15 protein-coding genes are annotated in these 14,890 nt (G+C 63.8%); 9 read left to right on the top strand and 6 right to left on the bottom strand.

The features are described 5' to 3' along the window. Window positions 1-37: 37 nt before the first annotated feature. From ACEW7X_RS01165 to ACEW7X_RS01205, 9 genes are all read left to right on the top strand, one after another. Window positions 38-1,519, top strand: a complete 1,482-nt coding sequence (locus tag ACEW7X_RS01165; protein WP_420177506.1) for an aldehyde dehydrogenase — start codon at window positions 38-40, stop codon at window positions 1,517-1,519. A gap of 18 nt (window positions 1,520-1,537) precedes the next feature. Next, window positions 1,538-2,509 carry a VOC family protein gene (locus ACEW7X_RS01170; protein WP_420177507.1) on the top strand — a complete coding sequence of 324 codons (972 nt, stop codon included), beginning with the start codon at window positions 1,538-1,540 and terminating at the stop codon, window positions 2,507-2,509. 65 nt (window positions 2,510-2,574) lie between these two features. Next, window positions 2,575-3,759: an FAD-dependent monooxygenase gene (locus tag ACEW7X_RS01175; RefSeq protein ID WP_420177508.1), complete on the top strand. Its 1,185-nt coding sequence runs from the start codon at window positions 2,575-2,577 to the stop codon at window positions 3,757-3,759. Window positions 3,760-3,821: 62 nt separating this feature from the next. Further along, window positions 3,822-4,046, top strand: coding sequence for a recombinase-like helix-turn-helix domain-containing protein (locus ACEW7X_RS01180; RefSeq protein WP_068371488.1), 225 nt, complete (start codon window positions 3,822-3,824; stop codon window positions 4,044-4,046). Window positions 4,047-4,127: 81 nt separating this feature from the next. After that, window positions 4,128-5,198 (top strand): aromatic ring-hydroxylating oxygenase subunit alpha, encoded by a 1,071-nt coding sequence (locus ACEW7X_RS01185; protein WP_253597088.1) that lies wholly within the window; start codon window positions 4,128-4,130, stop codon window positions 5,196-5,198. Between the two features lie 73 nt (window positions 5,199-5,271). Continuing rightward, the gene (locus tag ACEW7X_RS01190) at window positions 5,272-6,255 is read left to right on the top strand and encodes a PDR/VanB family oxidoreductase (protein ID WP_127772996.1); all 984 of its coding nucleotides are present in this window, start codon (window positions 5,272-5,274) and stop codon (window positions 6,253-6,255) included. Between the two features lie 323 nt (window positions 6,256-6,578). After that, window positions 6,579-7,610 carry a methionine ABC transporter ATP-binding protein gene (locus ACEW7X_RS01195; RefSeq protein ID WP_127772997.1) on the top strand — a complete coding sequence of 344 codons (1,032 nt, stop codon included), beginning with the start codon at window positions 6,579-6,581 and terminating at the stop codon, window positions 7,608-7,610. After that, window positions 7,607-8,296 (top strand): methionine ABC transporter permease, encoded by a 690-nt coding sequence (locus ACEW7X_RS01200; RefSeq protein ID WP_068371482.1) that lies wholly within the window; start codon window positions 7,607-7,609, stop codon window positions 8,294-8,296. The genes ACEW7X_RS01195 and ACEW7X_RS01200 overlap by 4 nt, the downstream gene beginning before the upstream one ends. A gap of 56 nt (window positions 8,297-8,352) precedes the next feature. Continuing rightward, complete coding sequence (locus tag ACEW7X_RS01205) at window positions 8,353-9,141, top strand: MetQ/NlpA family ABC transporter substrate-binding protein (RefSeq protein ID WP_068371481.1); 789 nt, start codon at window positions 8,353-8,355, stop codon at window positions 9,139-9,141. Window positions 9,142-9,255: 114 nt separating this feature from the next. Here ACEW7X_RS01205 and ACEW7X_RS01210 read toward each other — a convergent pair whose 3' ends face one another. The 6 genes from ACEW7X_RS01210 to ACEW7X_RS01235 form a co-directional block, all read right to left on the bottom strand. Beyond that, window positions 9,256-9,999, bottom strand: coding sequence for a BON domain-containing protein (locus ACEW7X_RS01210; protein ID WP_068371478.1), 744 nt, complete (start codon window positions 9,997-9,999; stop codon window positions 9,256-9,258). Beyond that, window positions 9,996-10,589 (bottom strand): phosphoheptose isomerase, encoded by a 594-nt coding sequence (locus ACEW7X_RS01215; RefSeq protein WP_068371475.1) that lies wholly within the window; start codon window positions 10,587-10,589, stop codon window positions 9,996-9,998. The genes ACEW7X_RS01210 and ACEW7X_RS01215 overlap by 4 nt, the downstream gene beginning before the upstream one ends. A gap of 167 nt (window positions 10,590-10,756) precedes the next feature. After that, window positions 10,757-11,524 carry a Crp/Fnr family transcriptional regulator gene (locus ACEW7X_RS01220; RefSeq protein ID WP_068371473.1) on the bottom strand — a complete coding sequence of 256 codons (768 nt, stop codon included), beginning with the start codon at window positions 11,522-11,524 and terminating at the stop codon, window positions 10,757-10,759. A gap of 216 nt (window positions 11,525-11,740) precedes the next feature. After that, on the bottom strand, window positions 11,741-13,057 hold the full coding sequence (locus tag ACEW7X_RS01225; RefSeq protein ID WP_253597093.1) for an NnrS family protein: 1,317 nt from the start codon (window positions 13,055-13,057) through the stop codon (window positions 11,741-11,743). Next, a complete protein-coding gene (locus ACEW7X_RS01230; protein ID WP_207224944.1) occupies window positions 13,048-13,881 on the bottom strand; it encodes an ABC transporter ATP-binding protein in 834 nt (277 codons plus the stop codon). The genes ACEW7X_RS01225 and ACEW7X_RS01230 overlap by 10 nt, the downstream gene beginning before the upstream one ends. Beyond that, window positions 13,878-14,666: an ABC transporter permease gene (locus tag ACEW7X_RS01235; protein WP_420177509.1), complete on the bottom strand. Its 789-nt coding sequence runs from the start codon at window positions 14,664-14,666 to the stop codon at window positions 13,878-13,880. The genes ACEW7X_RS01230 and ACEW7X_RS01235 overlap by 4 nt, the downstream gene beginning before the upstream one ends. Window positions 14,667-14,890: the final 224 nt, after the last annotated feature.

Here is a 14,890-nt window from a genome sequence, read left to right on the forward strand (position 1 = left end):
CGCTGTGGCGACACGAAACGGACCAGGAAGACTCATCATGTATCCAGCGCTTTTGCCCATCAATATTGCCGGTGAATGGCGGCCAGGCAGTGGCGAGGAGTACGCCAGCATCTACCCGGCGACGGGCGAGGAAGTGGCGCGCCTGAATGCCGCCAGCGCCGCTGATGCCGAAGAGGCGATTGAACGCGCCCATGCGGCATTCCTCAGCACAGACTGGGCGCGGCGGTTGCCGCATCAGCGTGCCGAAGTCCTGTACCGGGTGGCTGCGCTCATCCGCCAGCGGGCGGAAATGCTGGCGCAGTTGCAGCGCCAGGATAACGGCAAGCCGATTCAGGAAACACGTGCGCTGGTCGTCAGCGCCGCCGCCACCTTCCAGTTCTTCGGCGCTGCCTGCGAAACCATGGAAGACATCATCACACCGTCTCGCGGTGAGTATGTCACCATGAGCGTACACGAGCCCATGGGCGTGGTTGCGGCCATCACTCCATGGAACTCTCCGATTGCCAGTGATGCGCAGAAGCTGGCGCCGGCCCTGGCTGCCGGCAATGCCGTGATTCTCAAGCCGGCGGAGGTCACGCCGCTCTTGGCGCTGGAACTGGCGCGGCTGTGCGAGGAGGCCGGGGTGCCCAGGGGCATGATCAGCGTGCTGCCGGGCAAGGGCTCGGTGATCGGTGATGTGATCACACGCCATCCCCTGGTACGGCGCGTGTCGTTTACCGGCGGTACATCGACCGGCAAGCACATCGCCGGTATCGCCGCGCAGAAGATGATGCCGGTGTCCATGGAGCTGGGTGGCAAGTCTGCCACCATGGTGCTGGACGACGCGGACCTGGATCACGCCGTCAATGGGGTGCTGTACGGCATCTTCAGCAGTTCGGGAGAATCCTGCATTGCCGGGTCGCGGCTTTTCGTGGCGCGCGGCATCTATGACGAATTCATGCAACGCCTGGTGGCGGGAGCGCAGGCACTGCGTGTTGGCGATCCGGCCGATGAAAAGACGCAGATGGGGCCGCTGATCACGGCGCGCCACCGGGAAAGCATTGAACGCTACGTGGAACTGGGCGTGTCCGAAGGCGGGCAAATCCGTACGGGCGGCGTGCGCCCGGCAGGCAGCCAGTTCGAGCGCGGCTGGTTCTACACCCCCACCATCATCGAAGGCCTGGACAATCAGGCGCGTATCACGCGCGAGGAAATCTTCGGGCCGGTGCTGGTGGCCATGCCGTTCGATGACGAAGATGCGCTGGTCGAACAGGCCAACGACAGCATCTACGCGCTGGCCGCAGGTGTCTGGAGCCGTGATTTCAAGCGTGCCTGGCGCCTGGGCCGGGCCGTGCAGGCGGGCACGGTGTGGGTCAACACCTACAAGCAGTTTTCCATTTCGACTCCCTTCGGCGGTTGGCGCGATTCCGGCCTGGGCCGCGAGAAGGGCCGGGCGGGGATCGTCCAGTACATGGAGCAGAAAAGCATGTACTGGGGCACGAATGAATTGCCCCTCGCCTGGGCCAATCCGTCCCACTGAATCAGCAAGGAGCAGAACATGAGCATATTGGGCATAGACCAGATCACTTATGGCGTAGACGACCTCGACACCTGCCGACGTTTCATGCTGGATTGGGGGCTGACGCTGGCGGGCGAATCATCCGACGAGTTGGTATTCGAGTGCCTTAATGGCTGCCGCGTGGTAGTGGCCGATGCGGCCAAGCCAGGCTTGCCGGACGGGATAGAGGCCGGACCGACCCTGCGTGAAGTGGTCTGGGGAGTGGAGAGTCCGGCCGATCTGGACGCGATTGCCGCGCGCATTGCGGCTGAACCGGGTTTTGTCGATGGCATGGTGGACGGGGCGCGCCGCATCGGTTGCACCGACCCCAACGGGCTGGCCGTGCGCCTGCAGGTCACGCGCAAGCATGAAGTGGCGCTGCCCTGCGCTGCGATGAACACCTGGCAGGATCAGCCGCGCGTCAACCAGCCGGCGCCTATCTACGACCGCGCCACGCCGATCGAAGTCGGGCACGTGGTCTTTTTCGTGGCTGACGTGGCCCGTACCGAAGCGTTCTATGCCAGCCAGCTGGGTTTCAGCGCTTCGGACCGCTATCCGGGCCGCGGCGCCTTCATGCGCTGTTCGGCAGACGGCGGCCACCATGACCTGTTCCTGCTGCAATTACCGACCGGCAAGCGCGGCCTGAATCATGTCGCATTCACCGTCCGGGATATTCACGAGGTCTTCGGCGGCGGCATGCATATCTCGCGCTGCGGTTGGGAAACCCAGCTTGGCCCTGGCCGCCATCCGGTGTCGTCGGCCTATTTCTGGTATTTCCGCAATCCGGCAGGCGCCTTGATCGAGTATTACGCGGATGAGGACCACCTGACTGCGGATTGGGAGCCGCGTGAGTTCGAGCCCGGTCCCACGGTTTTTGCCGAATGGGCCATCGACGGCGGCATTGACGGCAATACCCGGCGGCAGAAGAACGCTGATGGCCCGCAGGGCAAGTTCCTGACCGAAAAATCCTGAGCTGCATGCAAGGCGCGCATCCTCAGACGCCGCATGCCAAGCAGTGCACCACCACGAGAACCATCATGACGAACCATAACAACGCACCTGCCAGGCCCATCGTTATCGCCGGCGCCGGTATTGGCGGCCTGACGGCAGCCATTGCCCTGCGGCGGCTGGGCCACGAAGTGCTGGTGCTGGAACAGACCCGGCAATTCATGCGGGTTGGAGCGGATATCAACCTGACACCCAACGCTGTGCGGGCGCTTGACGGTCTGGGCGACGCGGCGCTTCGGCGGGCCATTCGCGCCAGCGCTGCCCGGCCTACCCACCGCATCAGCCGTACCTGGGACACAGGTGAGGAAACCTCGCGCCTGGAAATGTCGGATCAAGCCGAGCGTGCCTATGGCGCACCGCAGCTGACAATACATCGTGCCGACCTGCTGGCGGCGCTGGCGCAGGCCCTGCCTGCCGAAAATGTGCTGCTGGGTGCGAAAGTACAGTCCTTGGTCCAGGATGAAGCGGGTGTGCAGGTGCAGCTTGCCGATGGCCGCCAGTTGCAGGCGGCGGCGCTGGTCGGCGCTGATGGCATCCACTCCGCCGTCCGCACTGCCATGTTCGGCCCGGACCAGCCGCGCTTTACCGGGTTTGTCGCCTACCGTGCCGTCGTGCCGGCCGCCCGCCTGCAGGGCGTACCCAACCTGGGGGCGTTCACCAAGTGGTGGGGGCCGGACCACTACACCCAGATCGTGACTTTCCCGCTCAATCGCGGCGAGGACATTTTCATTTTCGCCACCACCGCCCAGGCTTCCTGGAAGCAGGAATCCTGGACCGCCCCGGGCCATGTCGATGAGCTGCGCGCGGCCTATGCCGGTTTTCACGCGGATGCGCGGGCCTTGCTGCAAGCCTGCGACGAGGTGTTGAAGACGGCGTTGTACGAGCGCGATCCCTTGCCGGTCTGGTCCCGGGGCGGAGTCACCCTCATGGGGGATGCTGCCCATCCGATGCTGCCATTCATGGCGCAGGGTGCAGGCATGGCCATTGAGGATGGCGTGGTGCTGGCGCGTTGCCTGGCGGATGTGGACTGCGCGGACACTGGCGCCGTGGCCCGGGCGCTGCAGCAGTTCGAACAGGCGCGCCAGGCGCGTACCAGCCGGGTGCAGTTGGGTTCGCGCGGCAACAACTGGCTGCGCGAGGGCGGCAATGCCGACTGGGTCTATGGCTATGACGCCTGGACCACGCCGCTGGATCACGACCGCGTCATGGCCTGATCGTCCGCTGTCCTGCCATGCGGGGCGGCGCCACCATCAAACGGAAAGCAAAGGAGTACAGCATGCAAGCCACTGATCGTTACCTAGACCCGAACCAGGCCCGCACGCGCCCGGCCACAAGCTATGAAGACCTGCTGGGCGATGCGCTCGAACGGGCCTTTGCCATGGGCATCCATGATCTGGATGGCCTGGTCGAGTACCTGAACCGTACCGGCCCGGTTAGCCCCAGCGGCAAGCCGTGGACGCCTGACAGCTATCAGGTCGAAATCAAGACGCTGGCCCAGTAACTGCTGGCGCGGCTGCGCCGTGCGGCAGCCTGTCCGCCCCATTGCGTCGGCATGCCGGCGCCTGAAATAAGGAATTGAATCATGCAAACCCTGACTCAGATCGACCCTGTCGAGCAATTGCTGGAGCAAGGCCTGAAGGATCTCTGGTATCCCATCTGCCCGTCCGGCTTCGTGAAGGAAACCCCGGTTTCGCTGCGCCGCCTGGGCCGCAAGCTGGTGCTTTGGCGCGATGCCACGACCGGCAAGCTGCACGTGCTGGAAGATCACTGCCCCCACCGGGGGGCGCCCCTGTCGCTGGGCGTGGTGCTGGGCGACACGATTGCCTGTCCCTACCACGGGGTGGAAGTGCGTAGCGATGGCGTAGTGACCAAGGTGCCGGGCAGCCCGGGCTGCAAGCTGGAAGGGTCACGCGCGACGCGCACGTTCCATGTCCGCGAAGTGGCGGGTGCGGTGTGGGTCTACAACGCCTTTGAACCGGATTGCCAGACGCCGCCGGAACTGGTGCTGCCCGAGGAACTGACGGACGACGAAACCTATTCGCGCTTTCTTTGCTACGTGGAATGGAAGGGAGACTGGCGCTATGTGAGCGATAACGTCATGGACCCTATGCATGGCACCTTCCTGCACAAGCAATCGCACACCATGTTCGAAGGCGATACCAAGGCCAAGTTCGCCATCCGCGATACCGAGCATGGATTCGTCTTTGAAAAGGAAGGCCAGCGCAACGTCAATTTCGACTGGACGGAGTGGGGCGATACCGGGACGCACTGGATGCGCCTGGAAATTCCGTATCCCAAGACTGGCGGCCCTGGTGGCAACTTCACCATTGTCTACGGCGTTTCGCCCATCAGCCCGACCCTGTCGGCGGTGTTCTTCTGGCGGGTGCGCAAGCTTGCGCCCGGCTGGCAGCGCGACACCTGGCGCTTCCTGTACCGCAATCGCCTGGAAGCGCGCCACTGGGCGGTGCTGGAGCAGGACCGCGTGCTGGTCGAGCACATGGAGGCGGACGCCAATCAGCGTGAGTCCCTGTACCAGCACGACATGGGGCTGGTGCGCCTGCGGCGCTATCTGCGCAGCCAGGCCAAGCAACAGATCCAGGCCAGGGAAGCGGCGCAGGCCAAGCCAGCCGTGCACTCCGCCAGCGTGGCCTGAGTTTGCCGCCTTGCCCGCAGCGATGACGGGCAGGGGCGGCACACCCCTGGAACATTGATGAAGAAGCCTTCGTATGAGCACAGAAAAAATACTGAATGCCCTGGTTCATTCCATCCGCTACGAGGCCGAGGGCATCGTCAGCATCGAATTGCGGCCAGCGCAGGAAGACATGCGTTTCCCCGCCTATGAGCCGGGCTCACATATCGACCTGCACCTGGGCAACGGGCTGGTGCGCAGCTACTCGCTGTGCCAGCCCGCCTGCCTGGCAGATGCCCGGCATACCAGCTACCGGGTGGCCGTGCTCAACGACAAGGGTAGCCGTGGCGGTTCCCGCTGGGTGCATGAGCATTTACGGGTTGGCCAGCGGCTGACGATTTCCGCGCCGCGCAACAATTTCGCCCTGGACGAAAGCGCGCCGCATACGGTGCTGGTGGCCGGCGGCATAGGCATCACGCCCCTGCTGTGCATGTTGCGGCACCTGACGGCGCGCCAGGCCAGTGTGGAGCTGGTCTATTGTGCGCGCAGCCGGCGCGAGGCGGCTTTCGTCGAAGCAATCGAAGACCTTGCCCGCGCCGAGGGCGTGCCGGTTTCCTGGCATATCGACCAGGAGGCCGGATGTCCGCCGGACCTTGCCGGGCTGCTGTCAGGTAAAGGCGCGGAGACGCACTATTACTGCTGCGGGCCGACACCGATGCTGGCCGCATTCGAGGCGGCGTGCGGGCAACTGGCATACCCGCATGCGCATATCGAACGTTTCGCGGCGGTGGAGCTGCCGCCAGATGCCCAGGATGGCGCTTTCGAAGTCTATCTGGAACAATCCGGCCAGACGCTCCAGGTGCCGGCGGGCAAGAGCCTGCTCGATGCCTTGCTGGATGCCGGCGTCGAGTGCGACCATTCCTGCAAGGAGGGCGTCTGTGGCTCGTGCGAAGTCCGGGTGCTGGATGGCGAAGTGGAACATTTCGACGGCATCCTGAGCAGTGTCGAGAAAGCTTCCAACCAGGTGATGATGGTGTGTGTGTCGCGAGCCAAGTCGCCGCGGCTGGTATTGGACCTGTAGCGTATTTCCCACGTTCACGACAGGGTTTATGATTCGGCCGGCTGGCCTGCTGCTGCGAGCGGCGGGCCAGCCGTTTCTTTTTGCGTGCGGCGCCTGGCGCCAGGGCATCCCGGGCCGGGGCTGGAATTGGCGTGGCATGGCCATCTTGTTATGCGTGGATGAACGGGTTTACGTCGGTCCTTATTACTTTTTTGGTTCTTAGCTAACAACCAGATGTGTTTTGGGGTTTGCCCGGCTTTTCAGGTAATCTGCGTTTCTGCTTCCCAAATAAGGCAAATGCGGGGGTCAAAAGCCCCTTTATGCCTTTTGATGCTATTACTGTTGTGATCCATCTAGAAAATATTGAAAAGGTTTACCCGCCGGCACCTGGCCGGCAGACCGGCGCGGGAGGCTATCATGCCCTGCGCGGGATAAACCTGCACATTCGCCGGGGCGAGGTTTTCGGCATTATCGGGCGATCGGGCGCGGGCAAGAGCACGCTGATACGCCTGCTCAACCTGCTGGAGCGGCCCAGCGCCGGCAAGGTCATTCTTGATGGCCGTGACATTACCGATCTGCAAGGCGTGGGCCTGCGTCAGCTGCGCCAGCGTATCGGCATGGTATTCCAGCATTTCAACCTGCTGGCATCCAGCACAGTGCTGGAAAATGTCTGCTTTCCGCTGCGCCTGGCCGGCATGCAGCGGGCCGAGCGCGAACAACGTGCCGATGAAGTGCTGGCGCTGGTTGGCCTGGAAAGCCACCGCGATAAATTTCCCGCGCAGTTGTCCGGCGGACAGCGCCAGCGCGTGGGCATTGCCCGCGCATTGGCCAACCGGCCGGAACTGCTGCTGTGCGATGAAGCGACGTCTGCGCTCGACCCTGAAACCACGCAGTCCATCCTGCGGCTGCTGACGGATATCAACCGTCAGCTGGGCCTGACCATTGTCCTGATCACCCATGGCATGGATGTGATCCGGGCCGTGTGCAACCGCGTGGCGGTGCTGGAAGCTGGTCAGGTGGTCGAGCAGGGCGATGTGCTGGATGTATTCCTGCATCCCCAGCATGACGTGACGCGTTCGCTGCTGGCCGAAAGCGGCCAGGACGCCGATGGCTGGCGTGAACTGGTGCAGCAGGCTGCGGACGGCAGCCGCGTGGTGCGCCTGAGTTTCCGCGGGGACGCCACCCTGACGCCGTTCTTGAGCCAGGTCAGCCGGGAATTGGCGCTGGACCTGTCCATTCTGCAAGGGACGGTGGGCCGCATCAAGGACGAGCCCTACGGGCAACTGGTGCTGGCGGTGAATGGCGCCGAAGCCGGCTGGCACGCGCTGGCCGGCAAGCTGGAACAAACCGGGATTGAATACGAGGTGCTGCGATGAGCGGAGCGGATGTGCAAGGCTTCTGGTCATTGCTGGCTGGACTGGATTGGGCGCTGATCGGCTGGGCGACCGTCGAGACGCTCATGATGACGGGCGCATCGCTGGTCTTTACCGTACTGCTGGGCCTGCCGCTGGGCGTGCTGCTGTTCCTGCTGAGCCCGGGGCAGATGCTGGAGCAGCGCGGCACCTATCAGGTGCTGTCGCTGGTGGTGAACGTGCTGCGTTCCGTGCCGTTCCTGATCCTGCTGATCCTGATGATTCCGCTGACGCGCATCATCATGGGGTCCGCGCTGGGCGTGCCAGGAGTGATTCCGCCGCTGGTGCTCAGTGCTGCGCCGTTTTTCGGGCGGTTGGTGGAAAACGTGTTGCGTGAACTGGACCCGGGTGTGCTGGAAGCCAGCCGCTCCATGGGCGCCAACACCCGGGAAACCGTGTTCTGGGTGCTGCTGCCAGAAGCGCGTACCGGGATTGTGGCTGCCATTGTGGTGACTGCGATTACGCTGGTTGGTTACTCTGCCATGTCCGGCGTGATTGGTGGCGGCGGCCTGGGTGACCTGGCATTGCGTTTCGGCTACCAGCGCTACCAGAGCGACGTGATGTGGGCCACAGTCATCATTCTCGTTGTCCTGGTGCAGGCCATGCAGGTTTTTGGCGATGGCCTGGTGCGGCGCTTGCAGCGCCGTTGAATTTGCAAGGCTGTCTTATACGCGTACCCTTAATCTGGTTTTCAAGGAGCTTCATCATGAAATCGACCCTGATTCGTTCCGCCCTGCTGGCTGCCATTTTCTCCGTGGCTGCGGGTGCTGCCCATGCCGGCAAGCTGTCCATCGCCGCTACCCCGACGCCGCACGCCGAAGTGCTGGAATTCATCAAGCCTACCCTGGCCCAGCAAGGCGTGGACCTGGACATCAAGGTGTTCACCGATTACATCCAGCCCAACCAGCAGGTCTTCGAAAAGAACATCGACGCCAACTACTTCCAGCACAAGCCCTACCTGGACAGCTTCAACAAGGATCATGGTACCGACCTGATCTCCGTGGCGCTGGTGCACGTCGAGCCTTTTGGCGGCTATTCCAGCAAGATCAAGAGCCTGAGCGAGCTGCGTGACGGCGCCACGATCGCGTTGCCCAATGATCCGTCCAATGGCGGCCGGGCGCTGGTGCTGCTGCAGCAGCAAGGCCTGATCAAGCTGAAAGACCCGTCGAACATCCTGGCTACTGCCCGTGATGTCGTCGAGAACCCCAAGAAACTGAAGTTCCGTGAGCTGGAAGCCGCCACCCTGGCACGTGTGCTGCCCGACGTCGATCTGGCGCTGATCAACACCAACTACGCGCTGGAAGCCGGACTGAATCCTCTTGAGGACGCCCTGTTCCTGGAAGACAAGGATTCCCCCTATGCCAACCTGGTTGCCGTGCGTCCTGAAAACGCCAGCAACCCGGATGTGGTGAAACTGGTGGAAACGTTGCAGACGCCGGAAGTGAAGGCGTTCCTGCTGGAAAAGTACAAGGGTGCGGTCGTTCCCGCATTCTGATCGCAGAGGCATGAAGGCAAGGGCCTGAAGCCAGGCCCTTGCCTCCCATGATGAAAAGGCCCGCTGGCATCATGCCAGCGGGCCTATTTGCAGCAGACGACGCAGCGCCGGCGTTCAGTCTATGGCCATGACTTCAGGGCCGTCGTTGATGGGAGCAGGCAACGACGATCCAGAGGAAGCCGCGGGTTCGGCCGTCGGTGCCGGCGTGCCTGCCGGCGGCTGCTTGTCGGCGTCGGGCGAACCATTGGCGCTATCCAGCGCGAGCGCCTCTTCCGGCGTGACGTAGTCGAACAGCTTGATGACCTGCTGCACGCCGCTCACGCGCGCAGCAGCGGCCGCCGCGTAGGCGCCTTCGGTCTGGGTGACGCGCCCCAACAGGTAGACCACGCCGCGTTCCGTCGTGCTGACGATGGTGCGCGACGGCACGCCCTTGGTGCGCAGCAGGGCCGTGCGAACCTTGGAGCCCAGCCAGTTGTCATCGGTGCGCTGGCCCAGTGTCATGGGTTCCGCGATCACCATGTAGTCGAGTACGCCGCGGACATTTTCCACCTTGCCCACGCGTTCGACGATCTTCGCCCGGGTGGCGGCGTCGGGCACTTCTCCCGTCAGCAGGACCTTGCCCATGTATACCGTGCTGACCACGCGCACGGTGTCGTTGTCGAATTCCTTGACCAGCACCTGGTCGACCTTCAGGTCGATGTTCTTGTCTTCCAGCTGCGTGCCTGCGGTGCGGCGGTCGGTGGCGACCAATGCCGTTCCTGCCGCAGCACCGCCGATGATCAGCGGCGCGCAGGCCGACAGCAGCGTGGTGCTCAGCAGGAGTGCGCAAATACTGGTACGTAGCAGTGTCTGTTTCATTCAGGGTCTCCGAGCAGCAGTGCGTCGATACCGTCGCACAGCGCATGCAGCAGCAAGATGTGGACTTCCTGGATGCGCATGGTGCGGTCATGGGGTACGCACAGGTGGACGTCTTCGGTGGACAGCAGGTCTGGCATGGAGCCGCCATCCTTGCCGGTCAGTGCGATGACGCGCATGTCGCGTTCGCGCGCCGCCTCGACGGCCAGCAGCACGTTGGCTGAATTGCCGCTGGTGGTAATGGCGACCAGCACATCACCGGGCTGGCCCAGGGCCTGCACCTGGCGTTCGAAGACATGTTCATAGCCGTAGTCGTTGCCAACCGCGGTCATGATGGAAGTATCGGTATTGAGTGCGACACCGGCCAGAGGCAGGCGTTCCCGTTCGAACCGTCCCACCAGCTCGGCGATGAAGTGCTGGGCATCGGCGGCTGAACCACCATTGCCGCAGGCCAGGATCTTGCTGTTGTTGACCAGTGCGTTGAAGAGGATATCGACGCCCAGCGCCAGCGGTTCGGTCAGCACGTCCATGCTGGCCTGGGTGGCGGCGATATTGGCCTCGAAATGCGCACGGACGCGCGAGCTCATGTTCATGTGGCGACTTCCAATGCAAAAACCGGTGCGTGCAGCAGGCCACGCGCCTGGCGCGGACGATGCGGCACATCAGGGAGCCAATGTACTACAACCCGGCTGTGTCTGTTGGTGAGCATTGCGTAAAGTTTGTGCGGAAAACCACGTCAGGCATAGCTGTGGGCCGGGCTTCAGCGGAAATTGCAGCAGCCGAACAGATTGCCACCGAGGTCGGTGACCTGGAATTGTTCGCGCATGGCTTTTCCTGGCGAGGGCAGGCCGACGGCCAGGTGCAGGGCGTCGAGGTCGAGCAGGACCCAGTCGCGATTCTTGCCATCCATCAGGCCGGTGCGTTTGAAATGATTGAGTTGGCGCGATAGCGTTTCGGGCGTGATATTGAGCTGGCGCGCCAGTGCGTGGTTGGAGACTGGAAAGTGGATGCGCCGGCTGCGTTGTTCACGGCAGAGATCCAGCAGATACATGACCAGGCGCTGGCTGGCATTGCCGACGGTGAGGTGGTCGATGCGGTTGACTGCCTGATAGATGCGGGCGGACATCGTGGCCAGTAGATGCATGCAGAACTCGCTGTGGCGTCGCGCCAGCGCCAGCAGTCCGTCGCGGGAGAAGCGGTAGAGCGTGGCGGCGCTTTCAGCCTGCGCCGACAGCGGGTACAGGCAGGGCTCGGCGAACATGGCAGTTTCGGCAACCAGGTCGCCGCCATGGAGGATCTGGAAGACTTTCTCGTTGCCTTCGTGGTTGGGTCGGTACAGCCGTATGCTGCCTTCCTTGATCAGATAGAAGGATTCCGCCGGGCCGCCGGTATGGAAAACATGCTCGCCCGTATCGAAACGGAAGGTGGAGGCTTCTGCCGCCAGCTGCCGGCACCCTTCTTCCGCCAGTGGCCGGAACAAGGGATGGGCAGTCAGTGTGGCAAACGAGGTGTCGTCAATCAAGGCCATGTCCGTATCGCGGTGGCGAGGGCGCTGCCCGGCCTGGTTGGCGTGGCTGCGCTAGGGATGCCTGGTGGGACGTTGATTTTGGCATGAATAGCGTGGCTTGGGTAGGAAATAAGAACTATTCATTGAAAGGGAGGGTTCGCCGCCAGTGCTTGTTGCCGGGGTGGCAACTTCTGCAGGCGCAGCAGGTGCCGCCTGAGCGCCATCCCGGCGGGAACGTTATCCGCATTGGTGCGAAGCGCCGCCGTGCCCATCACTGAGTGGTTCGGCGCAGCCTTCCAGACCGTCTGTGCGGGGGCGCGTCAGGATGGGCCAGAAGTACACCGCATAGGCGGAGAACACGGCCACCCAAAGCAGGCCGGACGCAGCCAGTGTCAGGTGCTGCACCAGCGGCGAGGCCGTCAGGCCGGCCCAGGCTCGCAGCAGGGCGGCAGCGCACAAGGCGATGGCGCTCAGCGGTATCCAGCGCCGTTGATCCAGCCAATGCCCGCTGTGGAAACGCCCGGCGATGCACATGACCGCGAAAATGGACAGCCCCATGCCGCCTATCATCAGCAGATGACGCCCGGCCGACAAGGCGCCCGGCAGTCCCAGCCAGTGCGCGCCCATCAGGCCGTAGCCCAGCGCCATCAGCCAGTAGCAGGCGTACAGCATCAGCGCCCAGCGGGTCAGCAAGGGCCGGCCGACATGCCAGTCGTTGAGCAGGTTCAGCATGGCGGCGCAGGCGGCCAGCGCGCACCAGCCCAGCACCGTGGGCGCGACTTGCAGGAATTCCAGCGCTGCGCACAGCGCGATGGTGAAAATGGCAAAATTGCGGCGTGGCGGCCGGGCCAGGTACAACGGTGTTTCCGGCAAGGGGTCCAGCAGCCGGCCTTCATGGATACGGCTATTGACGATGCGCATGGAAATGCGGCTGGCCGCCACAATGATCAGGGCCATCAACGCGCCGACAGCGGCATGCAGCCAGCGCATGCCATCGCCATGCATGAGCGACGCGGCAAAGAAGCCGGCCTGTAGCGGCAGCAGGCAGATCAAGCCCCAGGCAAAGCCGGACTGGCCGCGCCCGGACGCACGCAGCAGCGGCGGCAGGACCGTCGCGGCAAGCAGCAGCCCCAGGGCCAGATTGCACAGCAAGGCGGGCCACAGCCCCAGGCCGAAGGGCCAGATGGGTGCGGCCAGGTAGGCCAGCCGGGCCAGCAGCCAGAGCAGGGCCAGGGTGGCAGCCCTGGCGCGTGAGAATGCCGGTGTTTGCGTGAATTCGGGCACGGCCACCAGCAGGAAACCGGCGACGGCAGCCATGCCATAGCCGTAGATCAGCTCATGGGCATGCCAGGCCGTGCCGCCGCCGGGCATGGTCTGGCGCAGCCAGGCGAACAGCGGCAATGGGGTGGCCGATGCCAGCCAAAGAAGCAGCAGCAGGGCGCCGCTGATGGCGGTCAAAAGGAAAAACGGCCGGAAGGCGCAGGTCAGCACCGGGTGGGCCAGCATCGGCCGGAGGCAGCGGGCGAGCAGGGCCTGGGGCGGGTTCAGGCGCATGAGTGTCCCTGGTGAACGATGGGCGGCAGGTCGGTTGCGGGCTCCAGCTCGAAGCCCTGGCGAACCTCGGGCAGCTGCATCAAGGCGCCGGCGGTTTGGTAAATCCAGGCGTCGTCGCGCTGCGTGCGCGGGGTGGCGATGGCATGTGAATAAACGATGCGGCCGGGCGAAGGTGCCATCATGATGATGCGGTCGGCCAGCCGGACGGCTTCCATCAGGTCGTGGGTAATCATCAGCACCGCGCAGCCGCGTTCATCCACATATTCGCGCAGCAGCCGGTACATCTCGGTTTTCAGGCCGATATCCAGCGCCGAAAACGGTTCGTCTAGCAGCAGCAGATCCGGGTCTATGGCCAGCGCGCGGGCCAGGGCGACGCGGCTTTGCATGCCGCCGGACAGTTCGTGCGGAAACTTGCGGTAATCGTTGACCGACAGCTCCATCCGGGCGGCCAGCGCAGCGGCATGCCGCATCCTGGCGACCCGTGATACGCCACGGGCACGCAGGCCCAGCGCGATATTTTCCAGTACGCGTTTCCAGGGCAGGAGACGGGCATCCTGGAAGACGCAGCCGATGCTGATGGCACGATTGACGACCTTGCCGTGCGAGGCTTGCAGCAGGCCGGCCACGATATGCATCATCGTGCTCTTGCCGCAGCCGGATGGGCCGATCAGCGCAACGGTTTCGCTGGCCTGCATGGCGAAATCCACGCCCACCAGCGCGTCGGTGAGCGCATAGCGGTGATGGATGCCCTGCAGATGCAGCAAAGGCGCAGCGGCGGGCGGCATGGTGGTTGTTTCTGCTGGCACCTGACAGGAACAGTTCATGCTTGCGGCCTCCAGCGTTCCACCTGGCGCTTGATGGGTTCCAGCAGCAGGTATTCCACGGCCAGCAGCAGGCCCAGGATGGCGGCGATCCAGGACAGTGTTGCGACGGTATCCAGATGGGAGCGTGCGGCGGCCAGTGCCGCGCCAACGCCGTCGGACGAACTCAGCAGCTCTGCCATCACCACGACTTTCCAGGAGGAGCCCAGCGCCGTGATCCAGGCAGGGAACAGGTAGGACAGCATGTGCGGCAGGTACAGATCGGTGAGCATCATGTGCCAGGGCATGCGATAGGCCCGTGCCATGTCCTTCAGTTCATTGCCCAAGGTGCGCGCGCCCTGCATGGCGGCGGCGAACACGATGGGCACGCAGGCGATGAACACCGTGAAAATAGGGGTGAGGTCGCCGCTGCCGAACCACAGCATGGCCAGCACCAGCCAGGCGATGGGCGGCATGCCGACCAGTAGCGTGATCAGCGGCCGCGAGGCCATGGCGGCGGTCATGGACAACCCGGCCAGCAGACCCAGCAGGCTGCCCGCCACCAGGGCCAGCGCGAAGCCTGCCATGGCGCGGCGCGCCGAGATGGCCAGTGTTTCCCAAGCCGGAAAAGTATCCAGCAGCCGGGCCAGCGAGGCCAGCACTGCACCCGGCGTGGGCAGGATCAGGGGGCCATAGGCCAGCGCTGCCCATTCCCAGGCGGCGGCTAACAGGCACAGGCTGGCGATGGCGCCCCAGCCACTCCAGAGATAGGCCAGCACAGCGGCCAGCAGACGGCGGAATAGAGTCATGACGTGGACGGCCTGTTGACGCTAAGGAAAGCCTGGCATGTAGGGGTCTGACATGAAAACATGGACACAGGGGTGGCGCAGGGAAAATACGGGGCAGGGAAGTCAACCTGCCATGTCACCAGATCGGGCATGCAAAGCCAATGATAATTATCATTGGCCGGGCCGTGGCTAGGCGGCATGGCGCCCGGCTGGGTGTCAGTACTGCGCCCGAGTTTGGATGGGGG

This window comes from Kerstersia gyiorum, from assembly GCF_048595715.1.
Classification (GTDB): Bacteria; Pseudomonadota; Gammaproteobacteria; order Burkholderiales; family Burkholderiaceae_B; genus Kerstersia; species Kerstersia gyiorum.

Excerpts from the sequence above, each read along its gene's own strand:
- ACEW7X_RS01215 (WP_068371475.1), bottom strand. The coding sequence starts at position 10,589 with ATGAACATGAGCTCGCGCGTCCGTGCGCATTTCGAGGCCAATATCGCC.
- ACEW7X_RS01170 (WP_420177507.1), top strand. The coding sequence starts at position 1,538 with ATGAGCATATTGGGCATAGACCAGATCACTTATGGCGTAGACGACCTC.
- ACEW7X_RS01225 (WP_253597093.1), bottom strand. The coding sequence starts at position 13,057 with ATGCGCCTGAACCCGCCCCAGGCCCTGCTCGCCCGCTGCCTCCGGCCG.
- ACEW7X_RS01210 (WP_068371478.1), bottom strand. The coding sequence starts at position 9,999 with ATGAAACAGACACTGCTACGTACCAGTATTTGCGCACTCCTGCTGAGC.
- ACEW7X_RS01220 (WP_068371473.1), bottom strand. The coding sequence starts at position 11,524 with ATGGCCTTGATTGACGACACCTCGTTTGCCACACTGACTGCCCATCCC.
- ACEW7X_RS01175 (WP_420177508.1), top strand. The coding sequence starts at position 2,575 with ATGACGAACCATAACAACGCACCTGCCAGGCCCATCGTTATCGCCGGC.
- ACEW7X_RS01235 (WP_420177509.1), bottom strand. The coding sequence starts at position 14,666 with ATGACTCTATTCCGCCGTCTGCTGGCCGCTGTGCTGGCCTATCTCTGG.
- ACEW7X_RS01190 (WP_127772996.1), top strand. The coding sequence starts at position 5,272 with ATGAGCACAGAAAAAATACTGAATGCCCTGGTTCATTCCATCCGCTAC.
- ACEW7X_RS01200 (WP_068371482.1), top strand. The coding sequence starts at position 7,607 with ATGAGCGGAGCGGATGTGCAAGGCTTCTGGTCATTGCTGGCTGGACTG.
- ACEW7X_RS01205 (WP_068371481.1), top strand. The coding sequence starts at position 8,353 with ATGAAATCGACCCTGATTCGTTCCGCCCTGCTGGCTGCCATTTTCTCC.
- ACEW7X_RS01165 (WP_420177506.1), top strand. The coding sequence starts at position 38 with ATGTATCCAGCGCTTTTGCCCATCAATATTGCCGGTGAATGGCGGCCA.
- ACEW7X_RS01180 (WP_068371488.1), top strand. The coding sequence starts at position 3,822 with ATGCAAGCCACTGATCGTTACCTAGACCCGAACCAGGCCCGCACGCGC.
- ACEW7X_RS01230 (WP_207224944.1), bottom strand. The coding sequence starts at position 13,881 with ATGAACTGTTCCTGTCAGGTGCCAGCAGAAACAACCACCATGCCGCCC.
- ACEW7X_RS01185 (WP_253597088.1), top strand. The coding sequence starts at position 4,128 with ATGCAAACCCTGACTCAGATCGACCCTGTCGAGCAATTGCTGGAGCAA.